This window comes from Roseovarius tolerans (assembly GCF_028885395.1).
Classification (GTDB): Bacteria; Pseudomonadota; Alphaproteobacteria; order Rhodobacterales; family Rhodobacteraceae; genus Roseovarius; species Roseovarius tolerans.
The window spans coordinates 2,533,886-2,550,998 of sequence record NZ_CP118494.1; the positions used below are offsets into that span (position 1 = coordinate 2,533,886).

23 protein-coding genes are annotated in these 17,113 nt (G+C 62.3%); 9 read left to right on the forward strand and 14 right to left on the reverse strand.

Going from position 1 to position 17,113, the window contains the following annotated elements; translation table 11 throughout:
* Nucleotides 1-51: 51 nt before the first annotated feature.
* From PVU19_RS12505 to acs, 4 genes are all read right to left on the reverse strand, one after another.
* Nucleotides 52-1,836, reverse strand: a complete 1,785-nt coding sequence (locus PVU19_RS12505) for a sodium:solute symporter family protein (RefSeq protein ID WP_050662582.1) — start codon at nt 1,834-1,836, stop codon at nt 52-54.
* Between the two features lie 14 nt (nt 1,837-1,850).
* The gene (locus PVU19_RS12510; protein WP_050662583.1) at nt 1,851-2,111 is read right to left on the reverse strand and encodes a DUF4212 domain-containing protein; all 261 of its coding nucleotides are present in this window, start codon (nt 2,109-2,111) and stop codon (nt 1,851-1,853) included.
* Nucleotides 2,112-2,180: 69 nt separating this feature from the next.
* A complete protein-coding gene (locus PVU19_RS12515; protein ID WP_050662584.1) occupies nt 2,181-2,867 on the reverse strand; it encodes an adenylate kinase in 687 nt (228 codons plus the stop codon).
* Nucleotides 2,868-2,881: 14 nt separating this feature from the next.
* Nucleotides 2,882-4,822, reverse strand: coding sequence for an acetate--CoA ligase (acs, locus tag PVU19_RS12520; protein WP_050662585.1), 1,941 nt, complete (start codon nt 4,820-4,822; stop codon nt 2,882-2,884).
* Between the two features lie 414 nt (nt 4,823-5,236).
* On the opposite strand from acs, the gene uvrB reads away from it, so the two are divergent.
* The 4 genes from uvrB to PVU19_RS12540 all read left to right on the forward strand — a co-directional run bounded on the left by uvrB (nt 5,237) and on the right by PVU19_RS12540 (nt 8,910).
* Nucleotides 5,237-7,435 carry an excinuclease ABC subunit UvrB gene (uvrB, locus tag PVU19_RS12525; protein ID WP_050662586.1) on the forward strand — a complete coding sequence of 733 codons (2,199 nt, stop codon included), beginning with the start codon at nt 5,237-5,239 and terminating at the stop codon, nt 7,433-7,435.
* A 52-nt stretch (nt 7,436-7,487) separates the two neighbouring features.
* Entirely contained in the window at nt 7,488-8,165 is a 678-nt protein-coding gene (locus PVU19_RS12530; RefSeq protein ID WP_152911629.1) for a hypothetical protein, read from the forward strand.
* Nucleotides 8,158-8,547 (forward strand): PIN-like domain-containing protein, encoded by a 390-nt coding sequence (locus PVU19_RS12535; RefSeq protein ID WP_050662587.1) that lies wholly within the window; start codon nt 8,158-8,160, stop codon nt 8,545-8,547. The genes PVU19_RS12530 and PVU19_RS12535 overlap by 8 nt, the downstream gene beginning before the upstream one ends.
* A gap of 63 nt (nt 8,548-8,610) precedes the next feature.
* Complete coding sequence (locus tag PVU19_RS12540) at nt 8,611-8,910, forward strand: hypothetical protein (RefSeq protein ID WP_050662588.1); 300 nt, start codon at nt 8,611-8,613, stop codon at nt 8,908-8,910.
* A 4-nt stretch (nt 8,911-8,914) separates the two neighbouring features.
* Here PVU19_RS12540 and PVU19_RS12545 read toward each other — a convergent pair whose 3' ends face one another.
* From PVU19_RS12545 to PVU19_RS12555, 3 genes are all read right to left on the reverse strand, one after another.
* Nucleotides 8,915-9,256, reverse strand: a complete 342-nt coding sequence (locus PVU19_RS12545; protein WP_235575791.1) for a VanZ family protein — start codon at nt 9,254-9,256, stop codon at nt 8,915-8,917.
* Between the two features lie 42 nt (nt 9,257-9,298).
* Entirely contained in the window at nt 9,299-9,532 is a 234-nt protein-coding gene (locus tag PVU19_RS12550; RefSeq protein ID WP_050662589.1) for a TFIIB-type zinc ribbon-containing protein, read from the reverse strand.
* A gap of 87 nt (nt 9,533-9,619) precedes the next feature.
* Nucleotides 9,620-10,027: a universal stress protein gene (locus tag PVU19_RS12555; RefSeq protein ID WP_050662590.1), complete on the reverse strand. Its 408-nt coding sequence runs from the start codon at nt 10,025-10,027 to the stop codon at nt 9,620-9,622.
* A 230-nt stretch (nt 10,028-10,257) separates the two neighbouring features.
* Here PVU19_RS12555 and PVU19_RS12560 point away from each other — a divergent pair, with 230 nt between their 5' ends.
* Together PVU19_RS12560 and PVU19_RS12565 are read left to right on the forward strand one after the other, a co-directional pair.
* On the forward strand, nt 10,258-10,854 hold the full coding sequence (locus tag PVU19_RS12560) for a cytochrome P460 family protein (RefSeq protein WP_235575793.1): 597 nt from the start codon (nt 10,258-10,260) through the stop codon (nt 10,852-10,854).
* A gap of 88 nt (nt 10,855-10,942) precedes the next feature.
* A complete protein-coding gene (locus PVU19_RS12565; RefSeq protein WP_050662592.1) occupies nt 10,943-11,647 on the forward strand; it encodes a CDP-alcohol phosphatidyltransferase family protein in 705 nt (234 codons plus the stop codon).
* 48 nt (nt 11,648-11,695) lie between these two features.
* Here the strand turns inward: PVU19_RS12565 and bfr are convergent, their stop codons facing one another.
* The 4 genes from bfr to hemP are packed head-to-tail and all read right to left on the reverse strand — an operon-like array spanning nt 11,696 to nt 13,073.
* The gene (gene bfr, locus PVU19_RS12570) at nt 11,696-12,181 is read right to left on the reverse strand and encodes a bacterioferritin (protein ID WP_050662593.1); all 486 of its coding nucleotides are present in this window, start codon (nt 12,179-12,181) and stop codon (nt 11,696-11,698) included.
* Nucleotides 12,129-12,422, reverse strand: a complete 294-nt coding sequence (locus PVU19_RS12575) for a (2Fe-2S)-binding protein (protein ID WP_074786144.1) — start codon at nt 12,420-12,422, stop codon at nt 12,129-12,131. Before PVU19_RS12575 ends, bfr begins: the two co-directional genes overlap by 53 nt.
* Nucleotides 12,423-12,441: 19 nt before the next feature.
* Nucleotides 12,442-12,912 (reverse strand): hypothetical protein, encoded by a 471-nt coding sequence (locus tag PVU19_RS12580; protein WP_050662594.1) that lies wholly within the window; start codon nt 12,910-12,912, stop codon nt 12,442-12,444.
* Complete coding sequence (hemP, locus tag PVU19_RS12585; RefSeq protein ID WP_082237552.1) at nt 12,909-13,073, reverse strand: hemin uptake protein HemP; 165 nt, start codon at nt 13,071-13,073, stop codon at nt 12,909-12,911. Before hemP ends, PVU19_RS12580 begins: the two co-directional genes overlap by 4 nt.
* A gap of 255 nt (nt 13,074-13,328) precedes the next feature.
* Here hemP and PVU19_RS12590 point away from each other — a divergent pair, with 255 nt between their 5' ends.
* From PVU19_RS12590 to PVU19_RS12600, 3 genes are all read left to right on the forward strand, one after another.
* Entirely contained in the window at nt 13,329-13,805 is a 477-nt protein-coding gene (locus PVU19_RS12590; RefSeq protein ID WP_050662595.1) for an NUDIX hydrolase, read from the forward strand.
* A gap of 71 nt (nt 13,806-13,876) precedes the next feature.
* Nucleotides 13,877-14,299, forward strand: coding sequence for a DUF1178 family protein (locus PVU19_RS12595; protein ID WP_050662636.1), 423 nt, complete (start codon nt 13,877-13,879; stop codon nt 14,297-14,299).
* 19 nt (nt 14,300-14,318) lie between these two features.
* Nucleotides 14,319-14,966: an SDR family NAD(P)-dependent oxidoreductase gene (locus tag PVU19_RS12600; RefSeq protein ID WP_050662596.1), complete on the forward strand. Its 648-nt coding sequence runs from the start codon at nt 14,319-14,321 to the stop codon at nt 14,964-14,966.
* Between the two features lie 29 nt (nt 14,967-14,995).
* Here PVU19_RS12600 and PVU19_RS12605 read toward each other — a convergent pair whose 3' ends face one another.
* The 3 genes from PVU19_RS12605 to PVU19_RS12615 are packed head-to-tail and all read right to left on the reverse strand — an operon-like array spanning nt 14,996 to nt 17,085.
* Nucleotides 14,996-15,370, reverse strand: coding sequence for a hypothetical protein (locus PVU19_RS12605; protein WP_050662597.1), 375 nt, complete (start codon nt 15,368-15,370; stop codon nt 14,996-14,998).
* Nucleotides 15,371-15,398: 28 nt separating this feature from the next.
* Nucleotides 15,399-16,406: an endonuclease/exonuclease/phosphatase family protein gene (locus tag PVU19_RS12610; RefSeq protein WP_050662598.1), complete on the reverse strand. Its 1,008-nt coding sequence runs from the start codon at nt 16,404-16,406 to the stop codon at nt 15,399-15,401.
* Complete coding sequence (locus tag PVU19_RS12615) at nt 16,387-17,085, reverse strand: molecular chaperone DjiA (RefSeq protein WP_050662599.1); 699 nt, start codon at nt 17,083-17,085, stop codon at nt 16,387-16,389. Before PVU19_RS12615 ends, PVU19_RS12610 begins: the two co-directional genes overlap by 20 nt.
* Nucleotides 17,086-17,113: the final 28 nt, after the last annotated feature.

Genomic DNA, 17,113 nt, shown 5'->3' on the forward strand with positions numbered 1-17,113 from the left:
GCGGGCGGAAAACACAGGGGCGGCGTTGTGCGCCGCCCCTGCCCGGTTTGCTTAGTGATCGGCCGCAGCCGCCGCAGCGCCCTTGGGCACGCGGACGCTTTCGACCAGGTCCTCAATCTCTTGCGGGATCGGGGCCGTCATCTTCGACACGGTGAACGCCACCGCGAAGTTGATCATCGCACCCACAGCCCCAAAGGAGGTCGACTTGATCGTGCCAAGCAGCGGATCGGCGTCGGTAAAGCTGTTGGTGTCAGGAATGAACAGCCAGCCCTTGTGCAGGAAGATGTAGATCAGCGTGACCGCGAGACCCGAGATCATGCCCGCCACGGCGCCCTTGTTGTTCACCTTGGTAAAGATGCCCATCATCAGCGCCGGGAAGATCGAGGCCGCCGCCAGTCCAAAGGCCAGCGCCACGGTTTGCGCGGCAAAGCCCGGCGGGTTGAGGCCCAGATAGGTGGCCACCACGATCGCCGCCGCCATCGCGACACGCGCCGACAAGAGCTCGCCCTTTTCCGAGATCCCCGGATTGAGCTGACCCTTGATCAGGTCGTGGCTGACCGCCGAGGAGATCGCGAGCAGAAGACCGGCAGCCGTCGACAGAGCAGCCGCAAGGCCACCGGCAGCCACCAGACCGATCACCCAACCCGGCAGGTTGGCGATTTCGGGGTTGGCAAGCACGAGGATATCGCGGTTGAAGTTCGTGAGCTCGTTTCCAGCCCAGCCTTCTTGCGCAGCCTTCTCCTGCATCTCGGCATTGGCGTCGTTGTAGTATTGGATACGCCCGTCGCCGTTCTTGTCTTCCCAGCCCAGAAGACCGGTTTTCTGCCAGGTGGCCATCCAGTCATACTTGGGATCGGTTTCGATCTGCTCGACGGAGACCGCCTGCGCATCGGTGCCGTTGGGCCACATCAGCTCGGTGATGTTGAGCCGTGCCATCGCACCCACAGCCGGGGCCGTGAGGTAAAGCAGCGCGATGAAGACCAGCGCCCAGCCCGCCGACCAGCGGGCATCGGCCACGCGGGGAACGGTGAAGAAGCGCATGATCACATGCGGCAGACCGGCGGTGCCGATCATCAGCGACAGCGTGAACAGAACCATGTTGAACGTATCGCCATGATGGGCGGTATATTCATTGAAGCCCAGTTCGCGCACGATCTGGTCGAGTTTTGCCAGAAGCGGCTCGCCGCTCGCGACGTGATCGCCGAAAAGACCCAGTGCGGGGATCGGGTTGCCCGTCAGTTGCAGCGAGATGAAGATCGCCGGAATGGTGTAGGCCATGATCAACACGACATATTGCGCGACCTGCGTGTAGGTCACGCCCTTCATGCCGCCAAAGACCGCGTAGGCAAAGACCACACAGGCCCCGATCAGCAGACCGGCAGTGTTGGAGATCTCCAGGAAGCGGCCAAAGGCCACGCCGACGCCGGTCATCTGGCCGATCACATACGTGAGCGATGCGACGATCAGACAGACCACCGCCACCATGCGCGCGGTCGGGCTATAGAACCGGTCGCCGATGAACTCGGAGACGGTGAACTTGCCGAACTTGCGCAGGTAGGGTGCCAGCAGCAGCGCCAGCAGAACGTAGCCACCGGTCCAGCCCATCAGGAAGGTCGAGTTGTCATAGCCGGTAAAGGCGATGAGGCCCGCCATCGAGATGAACGAGGCAGCCGACATCCAGTCGGCGGCGGTCGCCATGCCGTTGGTCACGGGGTGAACCCCCCGGCCAGCCGCATAGAATTCAGAGGTCGATCCGGCGCGTGCCCAGATCGCGATGCCGATATAGAGCGCGAAACTTGCGCCCACGAACAGCAGGTTGAGTGTAAACTGATCCATTGTCCCCGGCTCCCTTATTCTTCACCGACGCCGTGTTCGGCATCGAGTTTGTTCATCCGCCAGGCGTAGAAGAAGATCAGCGCCAGAAAGACCAGGATCGAGCCTTGCTGTGCGAACCAGAACCCAAGGTCGGTGCCGCCCACGGCGATCCCCGACAACATGGGGCGCAACAGAATGCCGAACCCGAACGAGACCAGAGCCCAGATCACCAGGCTCCAGAGAATAATACGCACATTGGTTTTCCAATATGCCTTTGCGGCTTCCTTATCGGACAAAGCGTGTCCTCCCTTTTGTCAAAGGTTTCCTCCTGCCCGGGCCGGGACCATCCCGGCGCGGGCCTTCCCTTACGCGGTCGCCTGCTTGACGATCGTGTTCAGCTCTTGCGCCACGGTGCCGATCTCGGCCATGGCATCGACGCGGACGAGCACGCCCTTGCCGTCGTAATAGTCGATCAGCGGTGCGGTCTGTGCGTGATAAGCGCGCAGGCGGCTCTCCACCGTTTCGGCATTGTCATCGGCGCGGCGGATCATTTCGGTGCCGCCGCACTTGTCGCAGGTGCCCTCTACAGCGGGGGTCTTGAACGTGTCGTGATACCCCTCGCCGCAGCCCGCGCAGGTGTAGCGCCCGGAAATCCGTGTCACCATCGCGGCGTCGTCCACCTCGAGGCTGATCGCCGCGCGGATGCCCGCGCCAAGATCGGCCATCAGCCCATCCAGCGCCTCGGCCTGCACCGTGGTACGCGGAAAGCCGTCGAGAATGACGCCCTGCGCGCAGTCCGGCTCTGCCAGCCGGTCGCGCAGGATCGCGATGACAATCTCGTCTGAGACCAGATCGCCCGCTTCCATCACGGCCTTGGCCTGTTGGCCCGCCTCGGTGCCCGCCGAGACGGCGGCGCGCAGCAGATCCCCGGTCGAGAGTTGCACCAGCCCGAACGCGTCTTCCAGCATCCGCGCCTGTGTGCCCTTGCCCGCGCCCGGCGGCCCGAGCAGGACCAGATTGGCGGCGGTTTGCGCTGTCTTGGTTCCGTCCATTGTCATGCCCCCTCTCACGCGCCGGTGCGGTTGGTGATGAGATCATCGACCACCGAGGGATCGGCCAGCGTCGAGGTGTCGCCAAGGCTGTCAAAGTCGTTCTCGGCGATCTTGCGCAGGATGCGGCGCATGATCTTGCCCGAGCGCGTCTTGGGCAGGCCCGGCGCCCATTGAATGACATCCGGCTTGGCGATCGGGCCGATTTCCTGACGTACCCAGTTGGCCAGCTGCGTGCGCAGCTCGTCCGTGGCCTCGACCCCGTCCATCAGGGTGACATAGCAATAGATGCCCTGCCCCTTGATATCATGCGGATAGCCCACGACCGCCGCCTCGCTGACGGTCGAATGCGCAACCAGCGCGCTTTCGACTTCCGCCGTGCCCATGCGGTGCCCCGAGACGTTGATCACGTCATCGACACGGCCGGTGATCCAGTAATCGCCATCCGCGTCACGGCGGCAGCCATCGCCGGAGAAATAGTAGCCTTTGAACATCTCGAAATAGGTCGAGACAAAGCGCTTGTGATCGCCCCAGACGGTGCGCATCTGACCGGGCCAGCTATCCTTGATCGCCAGCACGCCCTCGGTCGCGCCGTCCAATTCATTGCCCTGATCGTCGAGCACGACGGGGGCCACGCCAAAGAACGGCTTGGTCGCCGAGCCGGGCTTGGGGTTGGGCGTCACACCGGGCAGCGGGGTGATCAGGATGCCGCCGGTTTCGGTCTGCCACCACGTATCAACGATGGGGCAACGGCCCTTGCCGACATTCTCGTTATACCAGTTCCACGCCTCGGGGTTGATCGGCTCACCGACAGACCCCAGCAGGCGCAGGCTGCTGAGATCCGACCCTTCGACCGGCGCGGTCCCCTTGCCCATCAGCGCGCGGATGGCGGTGGGGGCGGTGTAGAACTGTGTCACCTTGTGGCGCTCGCAGACCTGCCAGAAGCGGCCCGCATCGGGATAGGTCGGCACGCCCTCGAACATCACGGTTGTGGCCCCGTTGGCCAGCGGCCCGTAGACGATATAGCTGTGTCCGGTGACCCAGCCCACATCGGCGGTGCACCAGTAGATATCGCCCTCGTGATAGTCGAAAATATATTCATGCGTCATCGACGCGTAGGTGAGATAGCCGCCGGTGCTATGCACCACGCCCTTGGGCATGCCGGTGGAGCCGGAGGTGTAGAGAATGAACAGCGGGTCCTCGGCATTCATTTCCTCGGGCGCGCAGTCGGAACTGACCTTTTCGGCCTCTTCGTGCCACCAGAAATCGAGGCCATTGCGCCACGCCACCTGATCGCCGGTGCGCTGCACCACGAGGCATTTGACGTCATCGGTGTCATGCAACAGCGCCTGATTGACGTTGTCCTTGAGCTTGGTCTTGCGTCCGCCGCGCGGGGCGTGATCGGCGGTGATGACAACCTTGGCGTCGCAGCCGTTGATCCGCGCGCCCAAGGCGTCGGGCGAAAAGCCTGCGAACACGATGGAATGGATCGCGCCGATCCGCGCACAGGCCAGCATCGCATAGGCCGCCTCGGGGATCATCGGCAGGTAGATCACCACCCGGTCGCCTTTTTCAACGCCGAGCGATTTCAGCACATTGGCCATTTTGCCGACCTGCGCGTGCAATTCGCGGTAGGTGATATGCAGCGCCTCGTCGGTGGGCTCATCCGGCTCCCAGATGATCGCGGTCTGATCGCCGCGTGTCGCCAGATGGCGGTCGACGCAGTTCGCGGCGACATTCAAAGTGCCATCCTCGAACCACTTTATCGACACGTCGTCATAGGCGAACGAAGTGTTCTTGACCTTGGTGTAGGGCTTGATCCAATCGAGCCGCTTGCCGTGCTCACCCCAGAACCCCTCGGGGTCCTGAATGGACTGCGCGTACATGCGGGCATACTCATCCGCGTCGATGTGATACCCGCGCGCCGTTGCGCCTGCAGCATTAATGACATCATCCATGGCTTTAATTCCTCCATCCCTGACACCATATGACAGCCGGTCATGCGGTGTTGTGCTCCATGGAATACTATACCCAGAAATGCGTAAAAAATTAACAGTTCAGCCATAAACATGACAAATTGTGTGAAAATCTCTAACTTTTTCTCGGGATTTTTTGTAAATTCTTTTACTATTTGACTTTCCCTGAGGTTTTTCGCACCCGGCGTCGCAATTTATACGCGTGAGCCATGTTGCGCTGCCGCATTCCGGCAACAAAAGCCCGGCATCAGCGCGACTGCGGCACTCTGCCGCAAGGCATTGAAATGACGTCGCGTCACATTTGCCGCCAACGATTCGCACCGCAGGGCACCGACCGCAGGATTGGGCTTGCACCCGCCGCGAGACACGCCATCTTTGGCACAAAGGAGACCCGCGATGCCCTATGCCAATTCCGACAGCTCCGAAGCGGTCCTCGCCCACCCCGCGCCGGATGTGAAAACCCGACAAAAGCTCGAAGGTGGCAAACGCTTCACAATGGCGACCACGTTCGAGCCTGCGGGCGACCAGCCCACCGCCATTGCCGAGCTCAGCGAAGGCGTGCGCGAGGGCGAGCGCGATCAGGTGCTTTTGGGCGCGACCGGCACCGGCAAGACCTTCACCATGGCCAAGATCATCGAGGAGACACAGCGCCCCGCGATCATCCTCGCGCCGAACAAAACGCTCGCCGCGCAACTCTACGGGGAATTCAAGGGGTTTTTCCCCGACAACGCCGTGGAATATTTCGTCAGCTATTACGACTATTACCAGCCCGAAGCCTATGTCGCCCGTTCCGACACCTATATCGAGAAAGAGAGCCAGATCAACGAGCAGATCGACCGGATGCGCCACTCGGCCACCCGCGCGCTTCTGGAACGCGACGACGTGATCATCGTGGCCTCGGTGTCGTGCATTTACGGCATCGGGAGCGTCGAGACCTACGGCGCGATGACCCAGGATCTGAAGACCGGCGAGAGCTATGACCAGCGCAAGATCATGGCCGATCTGGTGGCGCAGCAATACAAGCGCAACGATCAGGCCTTCCAGCGCGGCAGCTTTCGGGTGCGCGGCGACAGCCTCGAAATCTTCCCCGCCCACCTCGAGGATCGCGCCTGGCGGCTGTCGTTCTTCGGCGAGGAGTTGGAGAGCATCACCGAATTCGACCCGCTCACCGGCGAAAAGACCGACAACTTCGACCAGATCCGGGTCTATGCCAACAGCCACTATGTGACCCCCAAGCCGACGATGCAGCAGGCCATAATCGGCATCAAGAAAGAGCTGCGCACCCGCCTCGATCAGCTGGTCGGCGACGGCAAGCTTCTGGAGGCGCAGCGGCTGGAGCAGCGCACGCAGTTCGATCTGGAGATGCTGGAGGCGACCGGCGTCTGCAACGGCATCGAGAACTATTCGCGCTACCTGACGGGCCGCGCCCCCGGCGAGCCGCCCCCCACCCTCTTTGAGTTCATCCCCGACAGCGCCATCGTCTTCGCCGACGAATCCCACGTCTCGGTCCCGCAGATCGGCGGCATGTACAAGGGCGACTACCGGCGCAAGTTCACGCTTGCCGAACACGGCTTTCGCCTGCCGTCCTGCATGGACAACCGCCCCCTCAAGTTCGAGGAATGGGATGCGATGCGGCCGCAATCGGTGTTTGTCTCGGCCACCCCCGCCAAGTGGGAGATCGAGCAGACCGGCGGCGTCTTTACCGAGCAGGTGATCCGGCCCACCGGGCTCTTGGATCCGCAAGTCGAAATCCGCCCCGTCGACACCCAGGTCGATGATCTGCTGGACGAGGTGCGCCGGGTGGCCGAGGCGGGCTATCGCACGCTCTGCACCACGCTGACCAAGCGCATGGCAGAGGACCTGACCGAGTACATGCACGAGCAAGGCATCCGCGTGCGCTACATGCATTCCGACATCGACACGATCGAGCGCATCGAGATCCTGCGCGACCTGCGCCTTGGCGCCTTCGACGTGCTGATCGGCATCAACCTGCTGCGCGAGGGGCTGGATATCCCCGAATGCGGGCTGGTGGCCATTCTCGATGCGGACAAGGAGGGCTTTCTGCGCTCCGAGACCTCGCTCATCCAGACCATTGGCCGCGCCGCGCGCAACGCCGATGGCCGGGTGATCATGTATGCAGACCGCATCACTGGCTCGATGCAGCGCGCGTTGGACGAAACCGACCGCCGCCGCGCCAAGCAGATCGCCTATAACGAGGAACACGGCATCACCCCGGCCACGATCCGCAAGAATGTCGATGACATCCTGCAGGGGCTCTACAAGGGTGATGTGGACATGAACCGGGTGACCGCCAAGGTCGACAAGCCGATGGCAGGCGCCAACCTGCAGGCGGTGCTGGAAGGGCTGCGCACCGACATGCGCAAGGCCGCCGAGAACCTCGAGTTCGAAGAGGCCGCGCGGCTGCGCGACGAGGTCAAACGGCTGGAGGCGGTCGATCTGGCCGTGGCGGATGATCCTTTGGCCCGGCAGCAGGCGGTGGAAAAGGCCAGCGACGCCGCTGTCGGGTCACGCGGGCGGTCAACGGCGGGGAGGCCGGGCCAACGCGGGGGGAATGTGAAGCGGCGGGGGAGATAAGGACTATTCAGGAGCAATACTTCAGAGGTAGAAGACTGCTAGGAGGACGTGAATGCCGCTAGATGACGCGATTCTTGGAAGAGGTGTTTACACACCGAGGGAAGCAGCGCGTCTCATTGGAACGAGTGCGCAGCAAGTCCTAAGATGGACACGAGGAAGCGGTCCCAATCCCCCCCTCTGGCACGCACACTATCAATTCTTAGATGAGGACATAACCGAGATCAGCTTTCTTGATCTCGTCGAGGTAAGAGTTGTAGCGGCGCTTAGGCGTGCCTCAATTTCGCTACAGGCAATTCGCTTTGCAATTTCCTTTGCTGAAGAAAAATACGAATTGGATCGGCCCTTGGCCTCACAGTCATTCAAAACTGACGGAACTGAGATATTAATGGATGCCGTAGAAAAAGACGGTGAATTCGTTAGCCTTTCGAAGAAGCGGCCCGGCCAGAAAGTCTTCCGCGAAATTATATCTCAATCGCTCAATGATTTGGAATACGAAGGCAACTTAGCAGCTAGGTGGAGGCCGCGACAGTTTTCATCGGTAATCATTGATCCATCTCGTCATTTTGGCGATCCGATCTTGGATAAATACGGCGTTTCCACTGGCGTCGTCTCGAGAGAGTTTCAAGAATTCAATGACTTGGCGTATCTTTCAAAGATCTACGAAATTCCCTCTGCCGAGCTAAAAGCATGTATCTCGTTTGAACAAAGCTTAGACGAGGCACATGGCTAAGGTACTTTTTGACCACAACATGCCTCCAAGTATTGCTCGTGCGCTGAATGAGCTAATAAGACTCGACGGCCACGAAGCTTTTCCACTTCGAGATAAATTCCCAACCAACATTTCGGACATCGATTACTTCAATCAATTGGGGATAGGATGGATAGTGATTTCGAAAGACTTACAAAACTCCCGAAAGAAGGCCGAAAGGGCGGCAATTCTACGGAATAAAGTGGTTGCTTTCTATTTGTCTCCAGCTTTGCTGAAGAAGAAGATTAACGAGCAAGCAGCGGCAATCATCTGGCATTGGGACAAGATACTCGTACAACGAAACGCGGTGGAGAACGGCTTGTTTCAGTTGCCGGAGAACAAGTCAAAATTCAGGTCGCTTTGACCGTTTCCAGCCACCCTACATCCATTAACCTCCCCTTAACCAACCGTCCCGCATGGTCACATCATGCAAAACCGCAACTCTCCGCTCTCGCCCGAGGTCTGGCTGCATGACCTGTTCACCTCCCGCGCGGTGCAACAAGGCACCGTGATCAGACGAAAGAAACGGGATGTGGAGCGCTTCGCTGGGATGGACCTGTTCCTGCGCGAGATCGACCGGCGCGGGTTTCAGGTGGCGGAAAACTCGGGCCAGATCATCATCTTCTGCAACCGCGCGCCGGTCCGCTGGCTCACGCCGACCCCGATTTCTTCAAAAGAAATCGGACCGAAATCTTTTCAAGATTTCGGCGCACACCATCAGCCGTGATCGTTCACACCGCACGCCGTCCGCGCCCGATCCGTACCGCGCCCCACGCCCCAAGGAAGGCACCAACCCCATCGGCCAGCAGATCCGCCCACTCGGCGCTGCGCCCCATATAAGGCTGCACGATCTCGATCAACCCGCCATAGGCCAGCACCGCCAGCGCCACAGCCCGCCAGTGCCGGGGATAGGCAAAGGCCAACGGCGCGGCGAGCGCGCCAAAGGCCAGAAAATGCGCCAGCTTGTCCAGCCCGGGCAGCCCCTGAGGGCCGGGCGTCACCTGGAGCAGGGTCAGCGTGGCGATGATCAGGGCAAGCACCAAGGTTACGCAATGGATCATGAAACGGGTCATGCCCGCGCCATACGCCCGCGATCCGCTTCGATCAAGCGATGATCAGAAGTCGAACAGATCTTCGAGGAAGCCGCCCCGCTTCTTGCGCGGTTTGCCGCCGGAATAACCGCGATCATCCGAGCGTTGCGGTGCGACCGTCTCGGAGGCCGACCGGTCGATGATCTTGTCAAGCTCGCCCCGGTCCAGCCAGACGCCCCGGCATTGCGGGCAATAGTCGATCTCCACCCCGGCACGTTCGGCGATCACAAGCGCGGTTCCATCGATCGGGCATTGCATGAACGGTCTCCTGTCGGCTGTTGAACACGACCTGACAGGTGGGGTCGCGCGCGTAGCCCCGCAAGGGCGCGCGCGATCTGCCGCAGGTCAGCGGATCACATGCACCGCGCAGGTCGCGTGCCGCACCACCTTGGCCGCGGTCGAGCCCAGCAGCAGATCCTGCATGCCCGGACGATGGCTCGCGATCACGATGCAATCGGGGCCCTGCGCCTCGGCCCAGTCCAGAATGGTGCGCCCCGAATGCCCCTCGACCACGAAGGAATCGGCATTGGGCAGGGCGGCAGCCATGCTCGACAGCTCCGCCTCGATCGCCTTGCGCGCCTCGGACTGGTAGCCCGATGGCAGGTAGGAAATGGCATAGCTCGGCACCTGCTCGATCACGTGCAGCAGGCTGATCTTGCCGCTGTCACCCGCGAGCAGCTTTGCCGCCGCGAGGGCCCCTGCCCCGTCGCGCTCGTTGTCGAATGAAACCGGAACCAGAACGTGCTTATACATCGGATTTCCTTTCGCGTTGTCGATGGGCAATAGTCGCGCAGATCGGGCCCGCGCGCCTTGATCCAGATCACCAACGGATCATCACGGGCACGCCGTACTGACGATCGCAACACACCCCCGCCCCGCACGCAAGGGCACGGTTTCCTCACGCAATAGTTAGGTTCAATTACAATCGAATTATGCAACGCTCCGCCTCGGGTGACCTTTGCGTCCAATGACCGACATGGAGAATGAACATTATGAAACGCCAGCTTTTCGCCGCCGCCGCGACCTTTGTCGCCAGCCTGACGATGGCCCCGCTCGCACATGCGGCCTGTGCCGTCGACGTGACCGACCCGTTCGAGCTTGACGCAGCCGCGATCGACGAAATCTACACCTGCCTCAAGGACGAGATGGCCGAGAAATACGCCAAGGAAGGCGACGAGGTGGCCGCCGCCTATCGCGACTGGACCGTGTCCTCGACCCGCCCCGCCGTTGCGGGCGCGCATGGCAATCGCCTGTTGCAGACCTTCGCCAATGACGTCGCCGCCGAGCAATACCTGAAATTCGCCGAAGAGGGCGTGGAAATGCCCGCAGGCTCGGTGCTGGCCAAGGAAAGCATCTCGATCAGTTCCAAGAAGAAAGAGGCCCGCACCGGCCCGCTCTTCATCATGACCAAGGGCGAAGAGGGCAGCGCGCCCGACACCGCCGACTGGGTCTATGCGGGCGTGCAGCCCAACGGCAAGCCGATGAAGTTCAAGCAGAGCTTCTGCCATGATTGCCACGTCGCCTGGGAGGCGCAGGACATGCTCGCCTATCCGCTCGAAGAAGTCCGCGTCTCGAACTGAGGCATTCCACTCACGGCAACCGCCCGGTCCCTGCAAGGGGGCCGGGTTTTTCTTTGCAAATCCCGAATGGCTGCGCCATTAAACCCGCATGACACCACAGATCCGCGCCCTCCTCGTTCACCTTCTGACAGCCACCGGCGCGGTTTTCGCCATGCTTGCCATGCTCGCCGCGATCGACCGCGAGTGGGAGCTGATGTTCCTGTGGCTGGTGGTGGCCTTTGCTGTCGATGGCATCGACGGGCCGATGGCGCGCAAGTATCACGTTCAGAAATACGCCCCCGAATTCGACGGCGTGCTGCTCGACCTGATCATCGACTACCTGACCTACGTGTTCATCCCCGCCTTCGCGCTCTTCAGCTCCGACCTCTTGCCGGGCTGGACGGGGTGGGTGGCGATCATCGTGATCACCTATGCCAGTGCTATGTATTTCGCCGACACACGGATGAAGACCACGGACAATTCCTTTTCCGGCTTTCCCGGCTGCTGGAACATGATGGTGATCGTGATGTTCGCGATCAAGCCGTCTTTCTGGATCATCCTCGCGCTGGTGGTGATCCTGTCGGTGGCGATGTTCCTGCCGCTCAAGTTCGTGCATCCGGTGCGCACGCAGCGCTGGCGCTGGCTGACCCTGCCGATGGCGCTGGCCTGGACGTTCTTCGCAGGCTGGGCGGCCTGGGTGCATTTCGACCCGCAAAGCTGGGCGCATTGGGGGCTGGTGGTGACCAGCGTCTACCTGGTCTTTGCAGGCATCGCGCAGCAACTCATCCCCGAAAGGGCGGCCAGAAACGACTAAGGCCGCCGCGGATCATCGCGACGGCCCCGGTTTGCTGCCAGATCGGGCTTATTCGCCCGAATCCGCCGGGCTCGCATTGAGCAGCCCGTAGCGTTCGGCCCCGAGATCGTCGAACAGGTCGATCTGCGTCTCCAGAAAGTCGATATGACCTTCCTCGTCGGCGATCAGCGCCTCGAAAAGGTTCTTCGAGACGTAGTCGGCCACGCTGTCGCAATGGTCGCGCGCCTCGATGTAGAGCGTGCGCGCGTCATGCTCTGCCGCGAGGTCTGATTCGAGCGTTTCGCGCAGGGTCTGCCCGATGCGCAGCGGGTCGAGTTTCTGCAGGTTCGGATGCCCGCCCAGAAAGATGATCCGCTCGATCAGCTTGTCGGCATGATGCATCTCCTCGATGCTTTCCTCGCGCGACTTGGCGGCGATGCGGCCATAGCCCCAGTCCTCCTGCAGGCGGTAATGCAGCCAGTACTGGCTGACGGCGGTCAACTCACTCCTGAGCGCCTGATTGAGATAGTCGATTACCTTGGCGTCGCCCTTCATGTGCGTCTCCCTGTGTGGTGGCGCGGCGAAGTCCGCGCAATTGCATAGGTATCCCAAGGCTATCTGCCTTGCGCATGGTGTCAACGAAGAGCGGCAGACACCCGCCGCAATCGGCGCGCTTGCCCAGCGCGCGGTAAATCTTGCCGGGGGTGATCAGCGTGTCGGGATCCGACGCACGCATCCAGTCCATGGCGCGATGAATATCACCATCGGTGATGGCCATGCAGTGACAGATCATCATCGGGGGGTGCTCCTGTGCCTCAATGTCGTGTCTGGTTTGCCGGGTCAGGAAACCCCTGCGTGCGCTGCTGCAATACAGCACGATGCAGGGTCAGGCCAAGCCGGTGGGCCGCATCGGCCAGCGGCATGATGCCGCGCGGCGCGACCAGAAGGCTCGCCAGCATCAGCGCCTCTTCGCGCTCGCCCAGCGCCGCCTCTTCGACGAACCGGGCAAAGGCCGCCTCGTCCAGCCCCACGCATTGGCACTGTGGCGCATGACAGCGCAGCGGGCGGCGGATATGCGGACCCAGCACATCGGTCAGGTCCTGCAACGCCTCGAAACTGGCGCAGGCCGTCGCCTCGGACATATGCGCGCGCAGCAGACCAAGGGCGGCCGCGGCACCGCCGCGGTTCCAGTGGCGCAGACAGGCGATGACGATGCCGGGCAGGCCGGTCATGTCGTCCATCTGCGCCACCGGCGCGTCGGGAGTGATGGTGCGCACGTGCTTCATTTCGTGAGGATCAGCTTGCCCGCGTGGGTGATGCGCAGGGTATAGACCTGCCCATCCAGCACGATGAGCGCGGTATTGGCACCCTCGGTCAGGGTGCGGGCGTCGTGACAGGCGGCCTCGGCCACCAGATCGGGTTCGGTTCTGGTTTGCGCGCGGATCATGCCCCTGCCCTCGCACGTTCGGTCATCGGATTTGCCATGCCGGTGATTCCCTTTGGTTGCTGTTACGCCGGGCTGGCCTCGGGTCTGGACTGGCTTGGCTTTTCAATTCTGATCATTCTTGTAGGGAATGTCAATTCTGATATTTTCAGTCAGAATTAAAAAGATAAATTCCCGCTGGCCTGACTCAGGGTTCACGCGTTATCGTTTTCGTGTACCCCTTGGGGTTCGAGCAGCGATAACGGGCCGGATGTGCCGATGACCCTTCAGACGATCAAGCAGATGCCGCTCAGCCTTCCGGCGGCCCCCAAGACCGAAGTGCGCACGCAGTTCGGCGGGCTGTGCTATCGGATGCGGGACGGCGAGCCGGACATCCTGCTGGTGACCAGTCGCGGATCGGGGCGCTGGATCATTCCCAAGGGCTGGCCGATGCCGGGGCTCACCCCGACAGAGATGGTTCTGAAAGAAGCCTGGGAAGAGGCGGGCGTGCGTGGCATCGCGCACAGCATGGCCCTCGGTCTCTATTCCTATACCAAGGAGGTCGAGCCGGATCGTGGCCTGCCCTGTCTGGTGATGATTTACCCGATTCTGGTCAAATCGCTGGCCGAGGACTTTCCCGAGGCCGGACAGCGCCGCAGCAAGTGGATGCGCCGCAAGAAGGCCGCCAAACGGGTGGACGAGTCCGAACTGGCGCATATCATCCGCAGTTTCGACCCCCGCAAGCTGGGTCTCTGAGCCGCGCCGAACACGCTTGATCTTGCCCCCGCGCGGCGTAATTATGCGTGGATGATCAAACGGATCGCAACATGATTCACTTCAGCCTCAGATGCGAGGCCGACCATCACTTTGACAGTTGGTTTCAATCGGCCGCCGCCTTCGACAAGCTGCTCGGCGCAGGCATGGTCAGCTGCGCCGTCTGCGGCTCGACCCACGTGGAAAAGGCGCTGATGGCCCCGCGCCTCCAATCCGGCGGTCCCGCTCCGAGCACAGCCTCCGAAACAGAGGTCACGCCCCGCGAGAAGGCCCTGGCCGCGCTGCGCCAAAAGGTCGAGGGCACCGCCGATTACGTCGGCGTGAACTTCGCCCGCGAGGCCCGCGACATGCATGACGGCCTCACCCCCGAGCGCAGCATCTATGGCGAGGCCAAACCCGAAGAGGCGCGCAAGCTGATCGAAGACGGCGTGCCGGTGGCCCCCCTGCCCTTCGTGCCGCGCCGCAAGTCGAACTGACCCAGAGGAGCCCGTCACAATGCATATCGTCATCACAGGTGCCAATCGCGGCATCGGCCACGCCATGGCAGACCGCTACCGCGCCGCCGGGCATGAGGTCACCGGCACCGCGCGGGTGCCCGTCGATGATCTGCTGGCCCTCGACGTGACCGACCCGGTGTCCTGCGCCAACCTCGCAGAACATCTGGGCGATCGCCCCGTCGATCTGCTGATCTGCAATGCGGGCATCTATCCCGACAAGGGCCAGCCGCTCGATACCGGCTATCCGGCGGCGATGTGGGCCGAAACCTTCGCCACCAACGTCACCGGCGTGTTCCTCAGCATCCAGAGCCTGCTGCCCAACCTGCGCGCCGCGCAGGGTGCCAAGATCGCCATCATCTCCAGCCAGATGGCCAGCCATACCCGCGCGCCCGGCGGCAGCTATATCTACCGTGCCTCCAAGGCTGCGGCCCTCAACCTGGGGCGCAACCTTGCCGCGGATCTGGCCACCGAGGGGATCGCCGTGGGCATCTATCACCCCGGCTGGGTCCGCACCGACATGGGCGGCGACGCGGCCGAGATTTCGGTGGATCAGGCGGCCGACGGCCTGCTCGATCGCTTCGCCGCGCTCGATATGGCCGCCACGGGCTGTTTCCAGACATGGGATGGGCACGACCACGCCTACTGAGCGCAAGCCTTGCCCGTCTGCCGCCTCGTTTACAGTTCTATTTCGCCATCCGGCGCGGGCGCGTCCTGCAATTCCTGCGGGGTCTTGCGCCGGATGATGATATCGCCATTGGGCAGCACCTCGGGCGCGTGATAGGCGCTCAGATCGCCGACCTCATCCATCAGGCCACGCAGCGCCGGGCCCATCTCCTCGACAAACTCGCGCAACGCCGGCTCCATCTCCTGCGCGCGGTCCTGAAACTCTTCCAGCGCCGGGCCCATCTCGCGGCGGATGCCTTCCCAGAACAGACGCGCGCCCTCTTCCATGAGCGAGCGGCCCTCGTCTTCGGTCTCCTGCGCGAAGGCGGGAGCGGAGAGGGCAAGAGCGAGGGCAAGGATCAGTGGCCGGTATGTCATGTGTTTCATATAACACCCCCCGATGACGATTTTAAGATCACAACTCGATATCCAGCGTCAGCGGGAAATGATCCGACGCTGTCAGCAGCGCGTCGCGCATCAGCGGCTTGCCCCAGCATTCGGGGTCGTCGAACGGATGCCAGATACGCCAGACCGGACGCCGCGCCATCAGATCGGGTGAAATCAGGATGTAATCCAGCAGCGCCTGCATATAGCGTTTCTGATCGCGCAGGTAGAACCGCGAGGTGCTGTGGCCTGCCCCGATCCTCTGCGTCAGCGCCGCGCGCGCATGCGGATCATAGAGGGATTGCGCCGCGTCGTTGCCCTCGCCCGCGATGATCTCGACCGAGGAGCGGCCGAAGAGATGCTCGTATTCATCCAGCCCCGGACCGTCATTGAGATCGCCCATAACCATCAGCGCATCGCCCGCCGCCAGATGCGCCTCGATCCGTTGGCGCAGCCAGACCGCCTGCGCCAGTTGCTTGCGGCGGTTGGCGATGCCGATGCGCATCGCCTCGTCGCGGGTCCTAGCCCCGTGCGGTGCCTTGGATTTGAGATGGGTGCCGATGAGCCGCAGCGTGCGGCCCGACGCCATGCTCACCGCCACCTCCAGCGGCGGCTTGGAAAAGCTGACCCGGTCGGCGCGATCGTCGATATCGAGGTCGATCCGGAACTGCCCGTCAAAGCGTGGCACGTCATCCTCTTGCGGGTCATGTACGGCGCTCATCACGTCCGGATCATAAAGCAGTGCAATCTCCTGCTGCGTGTCGTTGGCAAACCCGATCAGCGCCCGCCGCGCCCTGAGCGCGGCCCAGTCTGCAAACGCCTCCAGCGCCGTCACGGTGCTGCGCCGCCCGTTTTGGTCGGGGGCCTCGATCACCATCACCGCATCGGCATCGAGCGCCGAGAACACCACCCGAAGTGCAGCCAGCTGATCGGCCCGCGTCACGTCATAGCGCGCCGACCACTCCGCATCCTCCAGCATCCGCCCGGCATCGTCGAAAAGCGCGTTGAACCATTCGACGTTATAGGTGGCGATCCGCATCGGCACGGGCCTCGCTGATCTCCTCCCAGGCGCGGTTGATATCCACCAGCCGCTTTTCGGCCAGCTTCACCGCCTCTTTCGGCACGCCGCGCGCCTGCATCCGGTCGGGATGGCAATCGCGCACCATCTGCCGCCAGACTTTGCGAATGTCATCCAGCGGCATGTCCGCCGTCACCCCCAGCACCGACCACGGATCAGGATGCTCGCCTTCGACAAAGCGCGACCGCAACCGGCGGAAGCGCGCCTCCTCCAGCCCGAAAATCTCGGACACGCGCGCAAGAAACGCATCTTCCTTGGGGTGATAGATCCCGTCGGCCAGCGCGATATGAAACAGCCCCTCCATCAGATCGCTCAGCGTATCGGGGGCCTCCTGAAACATCCGCGCGATCCGGCGCGCATAATCCTCGTATCCCGCCACGTCCTGCCGCGCGAGGTTGAAGACCCGCGCGGCATTGTCCTCTTCCTCCTGCGCGATCTGGAACACCTCGCGAAACGCCGTCACCTCGTCGCGCGTCACAAGACCATCTGCCTTGGCCATCTTGGCCGACAGCGCGATCACCGCGATGGTAAAGGCGACGCTGCGCTCGGGCGGGCTGCGCAGGCGGTCGAAAACAGCCGTCAGGCTCTCGCCATTGGCCAGCGCCTGCAGCGCCTCTGATATGCGTGTCCAAATTGACATGGGCCGGAGCCTAGCGCCAATCGCGACC